The 17,445-nt window shown below is 70.2% G+C and carries 17 protein-coding genes; 2 read left to right on the top strand and 15 right to left on the bottom strand.

Annotated elements, in window-relative coordinates; all coding sequences use genetic code 11:
• Positions 1 to 43 precede the first annotated feature (43 nt).
• The 3 genes from VF557_01770 to lysS all read right to left on the bottom strand — a co-directional run bounded on the left by VF557_01770 (position 44) and on the right by lysS (position 5,075).
• The gene (locus VF557_01770; GenBank protein HEX8078917.1) at positions 44 to 2,551 is read right to left on the bottom strand and encodes an ATP-dependent Clp protease ATP-binding subunit; all 2,508 of its coding nucleotides are present in this window, start codon (positions 2,549 to 2,551) and stop codon (positions 44 to 46) included.
• Between the two features lie 514 nt (positions 2,552 to 3,065).
• Positions 3,066 to 3,413 (bottom strand): Lsr2 family protein, encoded by a 348-nt coding sequence (locus tag VF557_01765; GenBank protein HEX8078916.1) that lies wholly within the window; start codon positions 3,411 to 3,413, stop codon positions 3,066 to 3,068.
• A gap of 159 nt (positions 3,414 to 3,572) precedes the next feature.
• Entirely contained in the window at positions 3,573 to 5,075 is a 1,503-nt protein-coding gene (gene lysS, locus VF557_01760; GenBank protein HEX8078915.1) for a lysine--tRNA ligase, read from the bottom strand.
• A 153-nt stretch (positions 5,076 to 5,228) separates the two neighbouring features.
• On the opposite strand from lysS, the gene VF557_01755 reads away from it, so the two are divergent.
• On the top strand, positions 5,229 to 6,014 hold the full coding sequence (locus tag VF557_01755) for a class I SAM-dependent methyltransferase (protein ID HEX8078914.1): 786 nt from the start codon (positions 5,229 to 5,231) through the stop codon (positions 6,012 to 6,014).
• Between the two features lie 31 nt (positions 6,015 to 6,045).
• Here the strand turns inward: VF557_01755 and VF557_01750 are convergent, their stop codons facing one another.
• The 5 genes from VF557_01750 to VF557_01730 are packed head-to-tail and all read right to left on the bottom strand — an operon-like array spanning position 6,046 to position 11,261.
• The gene (locus VF557_01750; protein ID HEX8078913.1) at positions 6,046 to 6,810 is read right to left on the bottom strand and encodes a type III pantothenate kinase; all 765 of its coding nucleotides are present in this window, start codon (positions 6,808 to 6,810) and stop codon (positions 6,046 to 6,048) included.
• The gene (gene nadC / locus VF557_01745) at positions 6,810 to 7,784 is read right to left on the bottom strand and encodes a carboxylating nicotinate-nucleotide diphosphorylase (GenBank protein ID HEX8078912.1); all 975 of its coding nucleotides are present in this window, start codon (positions 7,782 to 7,784) and stop codon (positions 6,810 to 6,812) included. The genes VF557_01750 and nadC overlap by 1 nt, the downstream gene beginning before the upstream one ends.
• Entirely contained in the window at positions 7,781 to 9,475 is a 1,695-nt protein-coding gene (locus VF557_01740; GenBank protein HEX8078911.1) for an L-aspartate oxidase, read from the bottom strand. The genes nadC and VF557_01740 overlap by 4 nt, the downstream gene beginning before the upstream one ends.
• 47 nt (positions 9,476 to 9,522) lie before the next feature.
• Positions 9,523 to 10,371 carry a pantoate--beta-alanine ligase gene (gene panC / locus VF557_01735; protein ID HEX8078910.1) on the bottom strand — a complete coding sequence of 283 codons (849 nt, stop codon included), beginning with the start codon at positions 10,369 to 10,371 and terminating at the stop codon, positions 9,523 to 9,525.
• On the bottom strand, positions 10,368 to 11,261 hold the full coding sequence (locus VF557_01730; GenBank protein HEX8078909.1) for a DUF2520 domain-containing protein: 894 nt from the start codon (positions 11,259 to 11,261) through the stop codon (positions 10,368 to 10,370). The genes panC and VF557_01730 overlap by 4 nt, the downstream gene beginning before the upstream one ends.
• A gap of 146 nt (positions 11,262 to 11,407) precedes the next feature.
• Between VF557_01730 and VF557_01725 the strand changes: the two genes are divergently transcribed.
• Positions 11,408 to 11,728 carry a hypothetical protein gene (locus tag VF557_01725; GenBank protein ID HEX8078908.1) on the top strand — a complete coding sequence of 107 codons (321 nt, stop codon included), beginning with the start codon at positions 11,408 to 11,410 and terminating at the stop codon, positions 11,726 to 11,728.
• Between the two features lie 7 nt (positions 11,729 to 11,735).
• Here VF557_01725 and VF557_01720 read toward each other — a convergent pair whose 3' ends face one another.
• The 7 genes from VF557_01720 to ftsH form a co-directional block, all read right to left on the bottom strand.
• Positions 11,736 to 12,623, bottom strand: coding sequence for a hypothetical protein (locus VF557_01720; GenBank protein ID HEX8078907.1), 888 nt, complete (start codon positions 12,621 to 12,623; stop codon positions 11,736 to 11,738).
• 87 nt (positions 12,624 to 12,710) lie between these two features.
• Complete coding sequence (locus VF557_01715; protein HEX8078906.1) at positions 12,711 to 13,160, bottom strand: DUF3180 domain-containing protein; 450 nt, start codon at positions 13,158 to 13,160, stop codon at positions 12,711 to 12,713.
• Complete coding sequence (gene folK, locus VF557_01710; GenBank protein ID HEX8078905.1) at positions 13,157 to 13,654, bottom strand: 2-amino-4-hydroxy-6-hydroxymethyldihydropteridine diphosphokinase; 498 nt, start codon at positions 13,652 to 13,654, stop codon at positions 13,157 to 13,159. The genes VF557_01715 and folK overlap by 4 nt, the downstream gene beginning before the upstream one ends.
• On the bottom strand, positions 13,651 to 14,025 hold the full coding sequence (gene folB, locus VF557_01705) for a dihydroneopterin aldolase (GenBank protein HEX8078904.1): 375 nt from the start codon (positions 14,023 to 14,025) through the stop codon (positions 13,651 to 13,653). The genes folK and folB overlap by 4 nt, the downstream gene beginning before the upstream one ends.
• Positions 14,022 to 14,867: a dihydropteroate synthase gene (gene folP / locus VF557_01700; protein HEX8078903.1), complete on the bottom strand. Its 846-nt coding sequence runs from the start codon at positions 14,865 to 14,867 to the stop codon at positions 14,022 to 14,024. Before folP ends, folB begins: the two co-directional genes overlap by 4 nt.
• Positions 14,864 to 15,436 carry a GTP cyclohydrolase I FolE gene (gene folE, locus VF557_01695; protein HEX8078902.1) on the bottom strand — a complete coding sequence of 191 codons (573 nt, stop codon included), beginning with the start codon at positions 15,434 to 15,436 and terminating at the stop codon, positions 14,864 to 14,866. Before folE ends, folP begins: the two co-directional genes overlap by 4 nt.
• 21 nt (positions 15,437 to 15,457) lie before the next feature.
• The coding region (gene ftsH, locus VF557_01690; protein HEX8078901.1) for an ATP-dependent zinc metalloprotease FtsH at positions 15,458 to 17,445 on the bottom strand (1,988 nt) is incomplete at its 5' end.

The following is a 17,445-nucleotide window of genomic DNA, read 5'->3' as shown; positions in this document are numbered from 1 at the left end:
CCTGAAAGCCAGGACCGGGGCCTTTCGCACGAAACTACGGTGATTACTCGAGCCCGACCGCCTCGGTGGGCGGGGCGTCCGGAACCACCAGCTCAGCCTTGGACTCGCCGCGGAAGGTGAACTTCTCCTTGCCGTCCTCGCCGAGTTCGGTGTCGACCACCACGATCTGGCCGGCCCCGAGCTCGCCGTACAGGATCTTCTCGGACAGGCTGTCCTCGATCTCGCGCTGGATCGTGCGACGCAACGGACGGGCGCCCAGAACCGGGTCGTAGCCCTTCTTGGCCAGCAACGCCTTGGCTGTCGACGTCAGCTCCATGGCCATGTCCTTGTTCCGCAGCTGGGCGTCCACCCGGGCTGCCATCAGATCGACGATCTCGACGATCTCGTCCTCGGTCAGCTGGTGGAAGACCACGATGTCGTCGATCCGGTTGAGGAACTCGGGCCGGAAGTGCTGCTTGAGCTCGTCGTTGACCTTCTGCTTCATCCGGTCGTAGTTGGAGCCGCTGTCGTTGGCTCCGGCGAAGCCGAGGCTGCCGACCGACTTGGACGCGTCCTTGGTGCCCAGGTTGGTGGTCAGGATCAGGACGGTGTTCTTGAAGTCCACGATCCGGCCCTGGCCATCGGTCAACCGGCCGTCTTCGAGCACCTGCAGCAGCGTGTTGAAGACGTCGGGGTGAGCCTTCTCGACCTCGTCGAACAGCACCACCGAGAACGGCTTGCGCCGCACCTTCTCGGTCAGCTGGCCGCCCTCGTCGTAACCGACGTACCCGGGAGGCGCGCCGACCAGGCGCGAGACCGTGTAGCGGTCGTGGAACTCGGACATGTCCAGCTGGATGAGCGCGTCGGCGTCACCGAACAGGAACTCGGCCAGCGTCTTGGCCAGCTCGGTCTTACCGACACCGGACGGGCCGGCGAAGATGAACGAGCCACCGGGGCGCTTGGGGTCCTTGAGGCCGGCCCGGGTGCGCCGGATCGCCTGGGACACCGCGCGGATGGCGTCGTGCTGGCCGATGACGCGCCGGTGCAGCTCGTCTTCCATTCGCAACAGCCGCGCGGTCTCTTCTTCGGTCAGCTTGAACACCGGGATGCCGGTCCAGTTGGCCAGCACCTCGGCGATCTGCTCGTCGTCGACCTCGGCGACCACGTCGAGGTCACCGGCCTTCCACTCGCGCTCGCGCTGGGCCTTGTCGTTGAGCAGGTTCTTCTCCTTGTCACGCAAGGAGGCGGCCTTCTCGAAGTCCTGCGCGTCGATCGCGGACTCCTTGTCGCGACGGACGTTGGCGATCCGGTCGTCGAACTCGCGCAGGTCCGGCGGTGCGGTCATCCGGCGGATCCGCATCCGGGAGCCGGCCTCGTCGATCAGGTCGATCGCCTTGTCGGGCAGGAACCGGTCGGAGATGTAGCGGTCGGCCAGGCCGGCCGCGGCCACCAGCGCGCTGTCGGTGATCGAGACCCGGTGGTGGGCCTCGTAGCGGTCCCGAAGGCCCTTGAGGATCTCGATGGTGTGCGCCACCGACGGCTCGCCGACCTGCACCGGCTGGAACCGCCGCTCGAGCGCGGCGTCCTTCTCCAGGTGCTTGCGGTACTCATCCAGGGTGGTGGCGCCGATCGTCTGCAGCTCGCCACGAGCCAGCATCGGCTTGAGGATCGAGGCGGCGTCGATGGCGCCCTCTGCCGCGCCGGCGCCGACGAGGGTGTGGATCTCGTCGATGAACATGATGATGTCGCCGCGGGTCCGGATCTCCTTGAGAACCTTCTTCAGGCGCTCCTCGAAGTCACCGCGATAGCGGGAGCCGGCCACCAGGGAGCCCAGGTCAAGGGTGTAGAGCTGCTTGTCCTTCAGCGTCTCGGGCACCTCGCCGCGGACGATGGCCTGGGCCAGGCCTTCGACCACCGCGGTCTTGCCGACACCGGGCTCGCCGATCAGCACCGGGTTGTTCTTGGTGCGACGCGAGAGCACCTGCATCAGGCGCTCGATCTCTTTCTCGCGCCCGATCACCGGGTCGAGCTTGCCCTCGCGAGCGGCCTGGGTGAGGTTGCGCCCGAACTGGTCGAGCACCAGCGAGGTCGACGGAGCGCCTTCTTGGGCAGTGCTGCCGGCCGGCTCCTTGGACTGGTAGCCGTTGAGCAGCTGGATGACCTGCTGCCGAACCCGGTTGAGGTCAGCGCCCAACTTCACCAGGACCTGGGCGGCGACGCCCTCGCCCTCGCGGATCAGGCCGAGCAGGATGTGCTCGGTGCCGATGTAGTTGTGGCCCAGCTGCAGGGCCTCGCGCAGCGAGAGCTCCAGCACCTTCTTGGCCCGGGGCGTGAATGGAATATGTCCTGAAGGGGCCTGCTGGCCCTGGCCGATGATCTCTTCGACCTGCTGGCGCACTGCCTCCAGGGAGATGCCGAGCGACTCCATGGCCTTGGCCGCGACGCCCTCACCCTCGTGGATCAGGCCCAGGAGGATGTGCTCGGTGCCGATGTAGTTGTGGTTGAGCATCCGAGCCTCTTCTTGGGCCAGGACGACGACTCGACGGGCTCTGTCGGTGAACCGTTCAAACATTGTCGCTCTTCTCCTTACCGCTCGGCGGGATCACTGGCTGGACCGCCGTGCAGGTCTTTGACTCTAGTCGTCACCACGACCAGGGTCGCGTTTCTGTCCCCCGCATCTGCTCTCAGCGAACGCCTTATGAGCCTACGCTGATTTAACAAGATTGCTCGCTGGTTCAGCACAGTCTCGCTGGTCGCACCCGAAGAGGGGTTGTCATAACAGCGCGGGAGCTGGATTTATGCCAGAGAGGGCACGATGGCGGAGTCGCGACAGGGCGAATCGGAGAAATGCGGGTCGGACCGCTCGGGGGCCGGCCTCGGCCGGCTATCGGCGACGCTGTCGACCGATTGTCGACGAGGCGACTCTAATTGAGCCGCGGCAATCACGTGGCGCTGAGATCAGAGGAAGCAAAGGCGCAGGACAGGTGCTGCCGGCTGGCGCGAGCGGCCGGCAGCCGTCAACGAAAGGAGCGTCGTTGACGAGAAACCGGTGACCGCCGAGCCTTCGGCCGGCTCGGCGGATCGGTTTAGTGAGAGGAGTTGTAAGCGTCGAAGATGCTGGCCGGGATGCGACCGCGCTCAGAAACCTTGTGACCGTTCTTGCGCGCCCATTCCCGAATAGCCTGCGTTTGTTCGCGGTCGATACGAGCTCCACTACGGCCCGGACGGCCTGGCGTACCCGGCCTGACCGTGGTAGTGCGCGAGGCACGACGGGCATGGCCAACAAATGGCGCCAAAACCTCGCGCAATTTGTCGGCATTCTCGGAGGAGAGATCGATCTCGTACCCAGAACCGTCGAGGCCGAAAGCGACAGTCTCGGTGGCAGTTCCACCATCTAGGTCATCGACAAGTAGAACTTGGATCTTCTGGGCCATGATGCTTCCAATCTGATGAGAGACGTTCGGGCGATATACCGCGTGCCCGCAACCATTAAAGCACCAAGAGTCCGAACATGAGATATCGAAACGCTGTCATGTGGACAACTTCAGAGAAGGCGCGGTGGACGAAGTGCTATAGATGGGGCGCGGTGGTGGCTACAGCGGCTTGAGAAGCGGGAATAAGATGGTTTCTCTAATTCCCTTGCCGGTCAGCATAGCGATCAACCGATCGATGCCGAGGCCCATTCCGCCAGTCGGTGGCATGCCGTATTCCAGCGCCTGCAAGAAGTCCTCGTCCAGCTCCATGGCTTCGGGATCACCCGCGGCAGCCGCCCGCGATTGCTCCACGAGCACGCGCCGTTGCTCGACAGGATCAGCTAATTCGGTGTAGCCGGGCGCGATCTCGACGCCGCCGATGACCAGGTCCCACGCTTCGGCAAGCCGGGGATCCGATCGGTGCTGCCTTGCCAGCGGCCGGACAGACCGCGGATAGTCACAGACGAACGTCGGTTGAATTAAGGTGTGTTCCACCAGCTTCTCGTATAACTCCAGAACTATCTCACCAGAAGCCCACTCCGGCTTGAGCGCGACATTTCGCGAAGCTGCCAGCTCCCGGAGTCGGCAGTTGTCGGAGTCCGGAGTGACAGATTCCTCGACGGCGGCGGACACTAAATCATAGATTGACGCCCACCGCCACTCCGTAACGAGATTGATATCGATGCCGTCAGCGGTCCGGGGTGAATCTATGCCGACCGCCATAGCGGCATCGAGAATGATGGCGCGGGTCCACTCGGCGACCGACTTGTAATCGCCGTAGGCCTCATACGCCTCGAGCATGGTGAATTCCGCCGAATGGGTGGAGTCGATCCCTTCGTTGCGGAAGGTCTTGCCGATTTCGAAAACACGATCGATTCCGCCCACGACGGCGCGCTTCAGATATAACTCGAGCGCGATTCGAAGCGACATCGGCTGGTCGAATGCATTGAGGTGGGTGTGAAATGGCCGTGCTGCCGCCCCGCCGTGCACGGACTGCAGAATCGGCGTCTCGACCTCGATAAATCCGCGCTGGTTCAGCGAGCTGCGGATCGAGGCAAGCACCTGAGCGCGGATCATCACCATCCGGCGGGCGTCGGATCGCACGATCAGATCCACATAGCGTTGCCGGACCCTGGTCTCTTCACTCATCGGCTTGTGCGCCACCGGCAGCGGACGCAATGCCTTTGCAGTCATCCGCCAAGCGACGGCCAGCACCGACAGTTCACCCCGGCGCGAGGAGATGACCTCACCGGTGACGAATACCTGATCGCCCAGGTCGACGTCGGATTTCCAGGCGGCAAGCGCCTCCGGTCCGATCCGGTCGGCCGAAAGCATGATCTGCAGTTCGATACCGGCCTCGCGCAAAGTCGCGAAACAGAGCTTGCCGGTATTGCGGACGAAGATCACCCGACCGGTCACGCCGACCGTCTGGCCGGTCTCGGCGCCGGCCGGCAGGTCCGGATACGCCTGCCGGATCTGCGCCAGCGTGTGCGTGCGGGCCACCGTCGCCGGAAAAGGCGCCCGGTCCGGCTCGGCCATCAACCGGTCGTACTTCTCCCGCCGGATCCTGACCTGCTCGGGCAGATCGTCGTTGGCATCGGCGGCGGTACTGGAATCGGTCACCGTTTCACCCTATCGGCGCGACTTCACCCTATCGGCGCAGCCGCGGCAGTCCGGCGCTGTCGCGGCGCCCGGCGGGGTCACGGCGCGCCGGGCGCGGAGTCTGGGCGCGGAGTCCGGTGAACCCCGCGCGGCAGCGCCGCTAAGGTCGCATTCATGACCGGCGGGGCGCAGCAGGGGCAGGAGCTGCCCGATTCGGTGCTCGCCCGTTCCTTCGGATCCGAGGCCGCCCGCTATGACCAGGTGCGACCGTCCTACCCGGAGGCGGCGATCCAGCTGGTGCTCGGCGGACTGCGAAATGCCCGCGCCGACGGCCGGCCGCCGCGCGTCCTGGACCTTGGCGCCGGCACCGGCAAGCTGACCGCCTCGCTGGTCGGCCGGCAGGTCGAGGTGGTGGCGGTCGAGCCGGACCGGCAGATGCTGGCAGTGCTCGCCTCGCGGTTGCCGCAGGCCCGCGCGCTGGCCGGCTCGGCCGAGCGCATCCCCCTTCGGGACGGCTCGGTCGACGCGATCGTGGTCGGCCAGGCCTTTCACTGGTTCCACCGCCCGGCCGCCGATCACGAGCTTGCGCGGGTGCTGCGTCCCGGTGGCGTTGTCGGCCTGCTCTGGAACCTGCCCGACCGCAGCGTGGAGTGGGTGCCCAAGCTCTACCGGGCAAGCAGGAAGAGCGAGCAGCCATGGTCGGAGGCCTTCGACCAGCTCGACGGCGGGCTGTTCACCGAACTGGAGCAGGCGTCGGTGCCCTCGGAGCACCTGCTGCCCGGCCCCGGCGGCCTGCGCGACCTGGTCCACACCTGGAGCTGGGTGATCACCCGCACCGAGGCCGAGCGGGACGCCATCGACCACCGGCTACGCATCCTGATCAGCCAGTACGCCGAGTTGCAGGCCCCGGTGGTGGCGTTCCCGCAGCGCACCGAGGTGCTCTGGCAGTACCGGCGCTGAGCCTGCGGACCCGAGGCCGCGGCTCAGGCGCTCACTGGTTGCGTTCGAAGATCAGCCGGAGCCCCAGCAGGGTCAGGTCAGGCTCGTGCCGGTTGACGGTTTCGGCGTGCTCGACCACCAGCGAAGCCAGGCCGCCGGTGGCGATCACCTCGACCGAGCCCGGCGCCTCGGGGACCAGGGTGGCCGCGATCCGCCTGACCAGGCCGTCGACCTGGCCGGCGAAGCCGTAGAGGATGCCCGACTGCAGGGCCTCGACGGTGTTCTTGCCGATCGGGGACCGGGGCGCCACCAACTCGACCTTGCGCAACTGGGCGGCCCGGGCGGCGAGGGCGTCCAGCGAGATCTCGATCCCCGGAGCCAGCGCCCCGCCGAGGAACTCGCCCTTGCCGCTGACCACGTCGAAGTTGGTGGACGTGCCGAAGTCCACCACGATGGCCGGGCCGTTCACCAGGTGAAAGGCGGCCAGGGTGTTGACGATCCGGTCCGCCCCGACCTCCTTGGGGTTGTCGAACAGCAGCGCGACCCCGGTCTTGATACCTGGTTCGACCAGCACGGTCGGCACGCCGGGCCAGTACCGGCTGAGCATCGCCCGCAGCTCGCGCAGCGCGGCCGGCACCGTGGAGCAGCCCGAGATCGCGGTCACCGGCACGTCCTGCAACAGGCCGGTGAAGGTGAGCATCAGCTCGTCGGCGGTGTTGCGGGCATCGGTCTTGACCCGCCACGCGTGCACCAGCCGCTCGCCCTCGAAAACGCCGAGGACGGTGTTGGTGTTGCCGATGTCGATGGCCAGCAACATCAGCCTTCAGCCCCCGCGCCGCCCGGCGCCGGCGAGGCCGGGCCCAGGCTCGGGTCAGAGCTCAGGTCCGGGCTCGGGTCCAGGCTCAGGTCCAGTCCGATGTCGAGCACCGGCGCCGAATGGGTCAGCGCGCCCACCGCGAGGTAGTCCACGCCCGTTCCCGCCACCGCCGCGGCCACCTGCAGGCTCAACCCGCCGGAGGCCTCGAGCTTGACCCGGCCACCGGTGTCGGCGGCCATCGCCACGCAACTCCTGATCTCCGCCAGGTTCATGTTGTCGAGCAGGATCAGCTCGGCGCCGGCCCGGATGGCCTCCTCGCACTGGGCCACGGTGTCGACTTCGACCTCCACCGGCAGCTCCGGAGCGGCCGCCCGGACCAGCTCGAAGGCCCTGCTCACCGAGCCGGCCGCCGCGATGTGGTTGTCCTTGATCAGCGCGGCGTCCGACAGCGACATCCGGTGGTTGACGCCACCGCCGCAACGCACCGCGTACTTCTCCAGCGCGCGCAGGCCCGGCATGGTCTTGCGGGTGTCGCGGATGCTGGCGCCCGACCCCCGGATGACGTCGGTCCAGATCCGGGTCAGGGTGGCCACCCCGGACAGGTGGGTGAGCAGGTTCAACGCCGTCCGCTCCGCGGTGAGCAGGTCCCGGACCGGCCCGGACGCGCTGAGCAGCACGTCACCGGGACGCACGATGCTGCCGTCCGTCGTCGCCGTCCGCACCTGCACCCGGCCCTGACCCACCACCGCGAAGACGTAGCCCGCCACCGCCAGGCCGGCTACCACCCCGGCCTCGCGCGGCACCGCCCGGGCCTGGCCCACCTGGGCGCTGCCGATGATGGCCGCCGTGGTGACATCGGGGCCGTCGGCCAGGTCTTCGGCAAGCGCCCGGTCCACCAGTTCGGCCACCATCGCCGCGCTCAGGCCGGCGGTGTCCAGGGCCCGCAGTATCGCGGGATCGATCGAGTGGCTCATGCCCCGGTCCTCGTGTGTCGGCTGGTGGGTTGACTGGTCGCAACGTAGTCGGTGGAGATGGTGCCGTCCGGCCCGAGCCGCAGATCCAGGTGGCCGCACCAGTTCTGGTCATCGCGCTCGGGGTGATCCTCGCGCCAGTGCGCGCCCCGGGTCTCCAGCCGCCGGCTGGCGGCGGCCACCAGGGCGCTGGCCACCGTCAGCAGGTTGGTGGCCTCCCACGACTCGGTGCCCGGCTCGCTGCTGCGCTGCGCGGCCAGCTTCTGCAGGCTGCCGGTAGCCCGGCGCAGGCCCGCGGCGTCGCGGATCACCCCGGCGTCGGCCGACATCTCGTGCTGCAGCGACCGCCGGATCCCGGCCGCGGCGATGCCGTTGCCGCGCACGTCGATGCCCAGGTCGAGCAGCGGCGCGCCGGCCGGCACGCTGCTCAGCACGTCGGCCGCGATCCGCCGGCCGAAGACCAGGCCTTCCAGCAGCGAGTTCGAAGCCAGCCGGTTCGCGCCGTGCACCCCGGTGCAGGCGGCCTCGCCGCAGGCGTACAGCCCGGCCACCGAGGTGCGGCCGGTCAGGTCGGTGGCGATGCCACCGGAGGCGTAATGGCAGGCCGGTGCGACCGGGATCAGCTGGCTCACCGGGTCCAGCCCCAGCGAGGTCAGCGTGGCCAGGATGGTGGGAAACCGGACCCGCCACTTCTCCGCCCCGAAATGCCGCGCGTCCAACCAGACATGCTCGGCCCCGGTCTCGCGCATCCGGCGCAGGATCGCCTTGGCCACCACGTCGCGCGGGGCCAGGTCGGCCAGCTCGTGCTGGCCCTGCATAAACCTGGTGCCCTGCGCGTCGAGCAGCACCGCGCCCTCGCCGCGCACCGCCTCGCTGACCAGTGGCTGCTGACCGGCCGCGCTGCCGCCGAGCCACAGCACCGTCGGGTGGAACTGCACGAACTCCAGGTCCCGGATCACCGCCCCGGCCCGCAACGCCGCCGCCACCCCGTCGCCGGTGGAGACCGACGGGTTGGTGGTGGCGGCATACACCTGCCCGATGCCGCCGGTGGCCAGCACGAAGGCCCGGGCCCGGACCGCGCCCACCCCGTCCAGCTGCCCTTCGCCCATCACGTGCAGGGTGACCGCTCCGACGCCGCCGGTCGCGGTGGGCAGCAGATCCAGCACCAGGGCGTGCTCGATCACCTCGATGCGGGGCTCGGCCAGCACCGCCGAGACCAGCGCCCGCTCGATCTCGGCGCCGGTGGCGTCACCGCCGGCATGGGCGATCCGATCGGCGTGGTGCCCGCCCTCCCGGGTCAGCGAGAGCTCGCCGCTGCTGGATCGGTCGAACCGGGTGCCGAGCTCGATCAGTTCTCGGACCGCCTGCGGGCCCTCGTCGACCAGCACCCGGACCGCGTCGACGTCACAGATGCCGACGCCGGCCACCAGGGTGTCCCGCAGGTGCGCCTCAGCGGTGTCATCGGGGCCCAGCGCGGCGGCGATACCGCCTTGCGCCCAGCGGGTCGAGCCGGCCGCCAGCACGTCCTTGGTCACCACCAGCACCCGCAGGCCCGAGCCGGCCGGGTCGGTGGTCAACCCGGCGGCGATCCGCAGTGCGGTGGTGAGCCCGGCGATTCCGGAGCCGACCACCACCACGTCGGTCTCGACGATCCAGCCCGGCGCCGGGGCCAGCAGCCGCTGAGGCAGGTTCATCGGCCCGGCTCCTTCATCGACCCGGCTCCTTCATCGACCCAGCTCCTTCATCGACCCAGCTCCACGGCGACGTTGTCGATCAGCCGGACGGAGCCGACCCGGGCCGCGACCAGCAGCCGGGCCGGGCCGGTCACCGGCGCGGGCCCCAACTCGGGGTCACGCAGTTCGAGATATTCCACGTCCACTCCTTCGGCAGTGCCCAGCACCTGACAGGCGGCCGCCAGCACCGCCGAGGCGGGCCCGCCGGCGTCCCGGCCGGCTGCCAGCGCGGCGCTGAGAATCCGGGCGTCGGCCCGTTCGGACGGCGAGAGCAGGACATTGCGGCTCGACAGCGCCAGGCCGTCCGGCTCGCGGACGGTGGGCACCGCCACCACCTGGACCGCCGGGCCCAGATCGCGCACCATCTGTTGGATCAGGATCAGCTGCTGGTAGTCCTTCTCGCCGAAGTAGGCAAGGTCCGGCCGGACGGCGGCGAACAGCTTGGTCACCACGGTCAGCACGCCGTCGAAGTGACCTGGCCGGTTCGGGCCTTCGAGCTGGTCGGCCAGTTCGCCGGCGGTGACCCAGACCCGGACCGGGCCGTCGGGATAGACCTCGGTGATCTCCGGAGCCCACACCACCTGGACCCCGTGCCGCTCGCACAGCGCCAGGTCCGCCTCCAGCCGGCGCGGATAGCGTTCCAGGTCAGCGGCCTGGGAGAACTGCATCGGGTTGACGAAGATACTGGCCACCACCGCGTCGCAGCCGGCCCGGGCGGCGTCGAAGAGTGCCTGGTGCCCGGCGTGCAGAGCCCCCATCGTCGGCACCAGGCCCACAGTGGCGTCCGGCCCGAGTTCGGCGGCCAACCGTGCCCGGACGGCGGCCAGCTCGGCGCGGGTACGGACCAGTCGGGTCAACGGCCCTCATCTTCGGCATGCTCGATGCCTTCGAGCAGATCGGCGCACTGCAGCCGGCTGAGCCGGCCGGCGGCGTGCGCCCGCTGCATGGTGCGCAACGCCATCGCCAGGTAGGGCTGCAGGTAGGCGGTGCCCCGCAAGGCACGGATGTGAGCCTCGAGGGTGCCGCGGTCACCGCGGGACACCGGGCCGGTCAGCGCCTCGTCGGCCAACCTCAGCGAGTTGTCCAGCGCGGCGGCCAGCAGCGGAGCCAGCAACCGGGTCGGATCCTCGACGCCGGCCGCGGCCAGCACGTCGCGGGAGTCGTTCACCAGCGTCACCAGATGGTTGGAGCCCATCGACAGCGCGGCGTGATAACCCGGCCGGGCGGCCTCGGGCACCCAGACCGGTTCGCCGCCGAGTTCGAGCACCAGGGTCTCGGCGACCGGACGGAACTCCTCCGGAGCGGTGACACCGAAGGCGGCGCCGTCCAGGCGCTGAAGGTCCTCCGGACGCCCGGCGAAGGTCATCACCGGGTGCAGCGCCATGCCGACCACCCCGGCGCTGACCGCCGGGTCGAAGACCGCGACGCCGCTGGCGCCGGAGGTGTGCACCGCCAGCTGGCCGACCTGCCAGGCGCCGGTCGAGGCCAGGCCCTGGATCAGCCCGGCCAGCTCGCTGTCCGGGACGGTCAGCAGCACCAGATCCGCCTGGGCCACTGCCTCGTCCGCGGGCGTCAGCGGCACGCCGGGCAGCAACCTGGCAGCGCGCCGCTGGGACTCGGCGCTCACGCCGGTGCCGGCCACCACCCGATGCCCGGCCCGGCTGAGCGCCGCTCCGAGCACCGATCCGACTCGACCGACTCCCACGACGGCAACCCGCAACCGCGGGGCGTCACCGGATTGGATCACGGCCTAGAGCCTAGTGGGCGGGACGGCGCGGGTGGCGGGTGCGCCAAGGTGGCGCGGGTCGCCGAGGAGCAGCTCGCGCGAGCGTTACCCGTTTCTCCGGCCGCGTCGCACCCGCATCGACGTCCGGTCGGCTAGGTTCTGCGGCTGTGAACGATCTGCAGGCCACCGTCGCCCGAGCCGCGGACCGCGCCGGTTCGCACAGCACCGCTCCGGCACTGCTGCTGCAGGCTGCCGCCGCGCTGGGCAAGCTCGCCGAGCTGACCAATGCCGCCACCGAGGGCGGCCGGCGGCCGTTCCGGATTCCGACGACCTGGCAGCCTCAACTGTCCGAACTGGCCTACCTGGTGTATCTGCTGGCCGATCAGACGACAGTCGACATCGACGCCACGGTGCGAGCGCTGGCTTACCAGGTGAGCGCCGACGCGGCCGACCTGCGCGGACAGACCAGCGACAGCCACTGGTTCTGAGGGCCGATCAGCCGTCGAGCCTGGCGAACCAACCCGCCGACTCGCCGTCGGCCCGACGCCGCCCCTGATACCGCAGCTCCTCTGACATCCGGTTGGCCGGCGGCGGTGGGCTGGCCGGCGACACCGCGGTGGCCGGCGGCGGAAACTCGACCAGCTCGGCGTCGACGATGTCGCTGGAAACGTCCTGCCCGGACCGCGCCGCCCCGTTCGACTGGCCCGCCCCGTTCGCCGCGACCGCCCCGGCCGGCGCGACCGCCCGGGCCGGCGCGGCAAGGCTGTCTGTCCTGCTCGCTGCCAGCCGGCGGATCTCGTGCTGCAGCGCCTCCAGGTCCGAGCCGATCACCCGGGTGGTCTCGATCCGCTCCAGGCGCAGCTGGCCGCCCAGCTTGTCGACCACCTCGGCGCGCAGCTCGGCGACCTCCTCGCGCAGCGACCCCAGCTGTTCGACCAGCACCCGCTCCACCTCGCGCCGCAGCGAGACCTCCAGGTTCAGCTCCGACTCGCGCCGGGCGCTGACCTCGCGGGCATGCTGCAGCTCGCCGAACTGGCGCAGCTCGATCTCCTGCGAGAAGTAGGCCTGCCTGGCGGCCTCGAGCTGCTCCTGTTGCGAGGCCACCACCTTGAGCTGGGCCTCGTGCAGCTCCGCCGCCCGGGCCCGCGCGCGATCAAGCTCGGCCGCCGGCTCGATCACCGGCTGGACGTCCCTGGCGTCGACCACCAGGAAGGCGGCGATCAGAGCCGCCCACAGACCGAGCAGGACGCCCAGCTGCACCTGCTTCTGACTGGTGCCGAGCAGCACCAGGCAGAGGGCGGCCACGGCGAGCACCGCCGCGACCGCGATAACCGCTTTGCCCCACCCGCCCCGTGCCGTCCAGAGGGTGGCAGCGCGCGGCATATCGGGGAGTGTAGGGCAGTACCCGGCCGGGGGCCGGCCAGCCACTTCGGGATTGCTCTATCGGCGGAGTCGCCCGTCGCCGGAAGCTCAGTCGCGGCCGTGCCGCGGGTCGATGCCGGCCCGTTCCAACGCCAGCCCGGCCACCAGCAGCGCCGCGGTGACAGCGAGCAGCAGGTAACCGATTCGCAGGTCCTGCCCGGCCGTGTTGTCCTGCCCGGACGACGGCAGCAACCTCAGCACCAGGGCGCCGGCGGCTCCGGCGACCAACGCGGCCACCAGTGCCGTGGCCTTTCCCAGCGCCACGGCGCGCGCGATCGCCAGCGCGGTCATCGGCTTGGCCTGCGGTTGGTGCCGCACCGCCGCGCGCACCCGGCGGGCCATCACCAGCTCGGCGACCGCCAGCGCCGCGACCGGCAGCGCGCTGTACCACTCGAACGGCGGCAGCGACTCGTAGCCGATCCGCAGCAACGAGTAGACCAGGACGGCCGCAAGCACGAACGGGATCAGCAGATCGGTGAGGCTGGTCCGTCGCATCATGGCCACAGCCCGGTTCCCGGCAGCAGCCGGACCGCCGCCACCTCATCCTCGGGCAGGGCCTGCATCAGCTGCAGCACCGAACCCCGGCCGGGCAGCTGCGCCTCCGGATCGACCGCCCACCACGGCACCAGGACGAAGGCCCGTTCCGCTGCCCGGGGGTGCGGCAGCGTCAGCTGCGGATCATCGCTGCGCACGTCGTCGACGGTGATCACGTCCACGTCCAGGGTGCGCGGGCCCCATCGCTGCTCACGGGTCCGGCCGGCCGCCTGCTCACAGGCCTGGGCGCGTGCCAACCAGTCAGCCGGGCCGGCCGCGGGATCGGCCACCAGCACCACCGCGTTGAAAAACGGCTGCTGTGCCACCGGGCCCCAGGGCGGCGTCTGGAACACCGGCGACACCGCGGTCAGGTAGGGCGCGAGCGCGGCGACGGCCGAGCGCAGCTCAGCCAACCGGTCACCGATGTTGGACCCGATCGACAACACCGCGCTGCTCATCGGCCGGCTTCCGCGCGTTCGCGCCGGATGCTCACCGCCACGTCGGAGAAGCTCAACGCGATCGGGGCCTGCGGCTTGTGCACCGTCACGGTGGCGGCCGCGACCCGGGAATCGGCCAGGCACACCTGGCAGAGCCGGTCGGCCACCGTCTCCAGCAGGTTCACCGGCTCGCCGGCGATCACCGCGGCCAGCGCCTCGGCCAGCTCGCCGTAGTGCACCGTGTCGCTGAGCTGATCACTGGCGGCCGCCGCCCTGGTGTCGAACTCGAGCTCGACGTCCACGACGAAGTCCTGCCCGTCGGCGCGCTCGAAGTCGAACACCCCGTGGTGGCCGCGGACGCGCAACCCGGTGAGGGCGATCCGGTCGATCACCGGACGGCCAGGATCGCCGCAGCCACCAGCGCGGCGTCGACATTGGGACCCACCTCGTGCACCCGGACTCCCCAGGCGCCGTTCAGCGCGGCGAACATGGTGAGCGCGGTGGTGGCGGCCTCACGTCCGGAGGTCGGGCGGGCCTGCCCCTCGGAACCGGCCAGCAGCGAGCCGAGGAAGGACTTGCGCGAGGATCCGATCAGCACCGGCAGGCCGAGGCCGGTGATCGCCTCCAGGTGCGCCAGCAGCGCCCAGTTGTGCGCCGGCCGCTTGGCGAAGCCGAGCCCCGGGTCGAGCACCAGCTGGCTGGCGGCCACCCCGGCAGCCAGCGCCTCGTCCACCCGGGTCATCAGCTCGGCGCGCACGTCGGCGACCACGTCGTCGTACTGGGCCAGGGCGGCCATGCTCGCCGAGTGACCCCGCCAGTGCATGAGCACCCAGGGGCAGCCGGCGTCGCGCACCACCCGCGCCATGTCCGGGTCGCCGAGGCCGCCGGAGACGTCGTTGACGATCCGGGCGCCGGCGGCGAGCGCCTGCTCGGCGACTGCCGCCCGGTAGGTGTCGACGCTGACCGCCAGGCCGGCGGCCGCCAGCTCGCCGATCACCGGCAGCACCCTCCTGCCCTCCTCCTCGGCGGCCACCCGGACCGCGCCGGGCCTGGTGGACTCACCGCCCACGTCGATCAGGTCAGCGCCCTGGGCGGTCATCTGCACCGCGTGCGCCACGGCGCTGTCCAGGTCGGTGTAACGGCCGCCGTCGCTGAAGGAGTCCGGCGTCACGTTCAGTACGCCCATCACGATCAGCCGGTCGGTGCGGGCCGGTAAGCCGGACGGGCTCGTCATCGCCCGAGGATGAGGCTCATCGCCTCAGCCCGGGTACGCGAGTCGCTCTTGAACACGCCCCGGACCGCCGAGGTCATGGTGCGGGTGCCGGGCTTGCGGACGCCGCGCATCGCCATGCAGAGGTGCTCGGCCTCGATCACCACGATCACGCCGTACGGCCTGAGCTTGCGCATCACCGAGTCGGCCACCTGGGCGGTCAAGCGCTCCTGGACCTGCGGGCGTTTGGCGTACAGGTCCACCAGCCGCGCTAGCTTGGACAGCCCGGTGAGCCGGCCCTCCTCGCCCGGGATGTAGCCGACCGCCGCGGTGCCGTGCCAGGTCACCAGGTGGTGCTCGCAGGTGGAGTACAGCGGTATCTCCTTGACCAGCACCAGCTCGTCGTGGTTCTCGTCGAAGGTGGTCCGCAGCACGTCCTCGGGATCTTCGTGCAGGCCGGCGAAGATCTCGAGGTAGGAGCGGGCCACCCGCGCCGGAGTGTCACGCAGGCCTTCCCGGTCCGGGTTCTCCCCGATGGCCAGCAGCAGCTCGCGAACAGCAGCTTCGGCGCGGGCCAGGTCGACCTGGCTCATCTAGCGCACCGGCCGGATGGCTCAGCGATGATCATCGCCTTGGCCGAAGGGCCAGTGCGACCGGCTCGGCTGACTCGGGTCCACCGGCAGCTGCTGGGTCTCGTGATCCTCAGGACGGTTGCGCGAGCCGTTGTCCGAAGGCGGGGTGGGCGCCGCGGTGGCGCCGCCGGACGGCTGCCCGGACGGGTAGCCGGCATCCAGCGGCGGGTAGCTCTGCGGCGGCGGGTAGCCGGGAGCCTGCGGGTAGCCGGGAGCCTGCGGGTAGCCGGGCGCCGGCGGGTAGTAGTCCGGGGGCGGCGAGTAGCCGGAGGGCTGCTGGTAACCGGAGGGCTGCTGGTAACCGGAGGGTTGCTGGTAGCCGGAGGGCTGCTGGCGAGGATCACCGGCGGCTTCGACCGGCTGCTCGTAGCCGGTGGGCGCGTAACTTGCCGGCTGCGGCTCGCCCTGGGGGGCGCTGTGCTTGGCCATTCCATTGGCCGAGCCGTTGGACCGAACCGTCACCGGGATCTCGACCGGCGGCCGGTCGGAGGGGGTCCGCTTGCCGAAGCCGGCGAAGGTGCTGTGCGGCGGGCGCTTGTGCACCGGGGCCAGGATCCGCTCCAGGTCCTCCTTGTTCAGCGTCTCGCGCTCGGCCAGCTCCAGCACCAGCTGGTCCAGCACGTCGCGGTACTGCACCAGGATCTCCCACGCCTCGTCGTGCGCGGCCTCGATCAGCCCCCGGACCTCCTCGTCGATCCACGCCGCGATCTCTTCGGAGTAGTCGCGCTGGTGGCCGTAATCGCGCCCCATGAACGGCTGGGCGTCGGAGGTGCCGTACTTGACCGCGCCGAGCTTGGCGCTCATGCCGTACTCGGTGACCATCGAACGGGCCAGCGCGGTGGCCTTCTCGATGTCGTTGGAGGCGCCGGTGGTCGGCTCATGGAACACCAGCTCCTCGGCCGCCCGGCCACCGAGGGCGTAGACCAGCTGGTCGAGGATCTCGGCCCGGGTCTGGGTGTAGCGGTCCTCCAGCGGGAGCACCAGGGTGTGGCCCAGCGAGCGGCCGCGCGGCAGGATCGTGACCTTGTGCACCGGGTCGAGGTTGGGCATCGCCCAGGCCGCCAGCGCGTGGCCGCCCTCGTGGTAGGCGGTGACCCGCTTCTCCTTGTCGCTCATTGCCCGGGTCTTGCGCTCGGGGCCGGCGATGACCCGGTCGATGGCCTCTTCCAGCGCCGTGGTGGTGATCAGCCGGCCGTTCTGGCGGGCGGTCAGCAGCGCGGCCTCGTTGATCACGTTGGCCAGGTCGGCGCCGGTGAAGCCCGGGGTGCGGCGGGCGATGGTGTCCAGGTCGACGTCCGGGGCCAGTGGCTTGCCCTTGGCGTGCACGTCCAGCACGGCCCTGCGCCCGAGGATGTCGGGCGGCGAAACGGCGATCTGGCGGTCGAAGCGGCCCGGCCGCAGCAGCGCCGGGTCGAGGATGTCGGGCCGGTTGGTGGCCGCGATCAGGATCACGGTGCCCTTGACGTCGAAGCCGTCCATCTCGACCAGCAGCTGGTTGAGGGTCTGCTCGCGCTCGTCGTGCCCACCGCCCATGCCGGCGCCGCGGTGGCGGCCGACGGCGTCGATCTCGTCGACGAAGACGATCGCGGGCGCGTTGGCCTTCGCCTGCTCGAACAGGTCACGGACGCGGGAGGCTCCCACACCGACGAACATCTCGACGAAGTCCGACCCGGAGATGGAGTAGAAGGGCACGCCCGCCTCGCCGGCCACCGCACGGGCGAGCAGGGTCTTGCCGGTGCCGGGCGGGCCGTAGAGCAGGACGCCCTTGGGGATCTTCGCGCCGATCGCCTGGAACTTGGCCGGGTTCTCGAGGAACTCCTTGATCTCGTGGAGCTCCTCGACGGCCTCGTCGGCGCCGGCCACGTCGGCGAACGTGGTCTTGGGGGTGTCCTTGGTGATGAGCTTCGGCCGCAGCAAGGCCAAGCTGGTCAGCAAGGACACCCCGAAGACCACCTTCGCCGACGTCGCGG

The sequence above is a fragment of the Jatrophihabitans sp. genome (genome assembly GCA_036389035.1).
GTDB lineage: Bacteria > Actinomycetota > Actinomycetes > Mycobacteriales > Jatrophihabitantaceae > Jatrophihabitans_A.
This window is presented reverse-complemented; position numbering and strand designations above follow the sequence as displayed.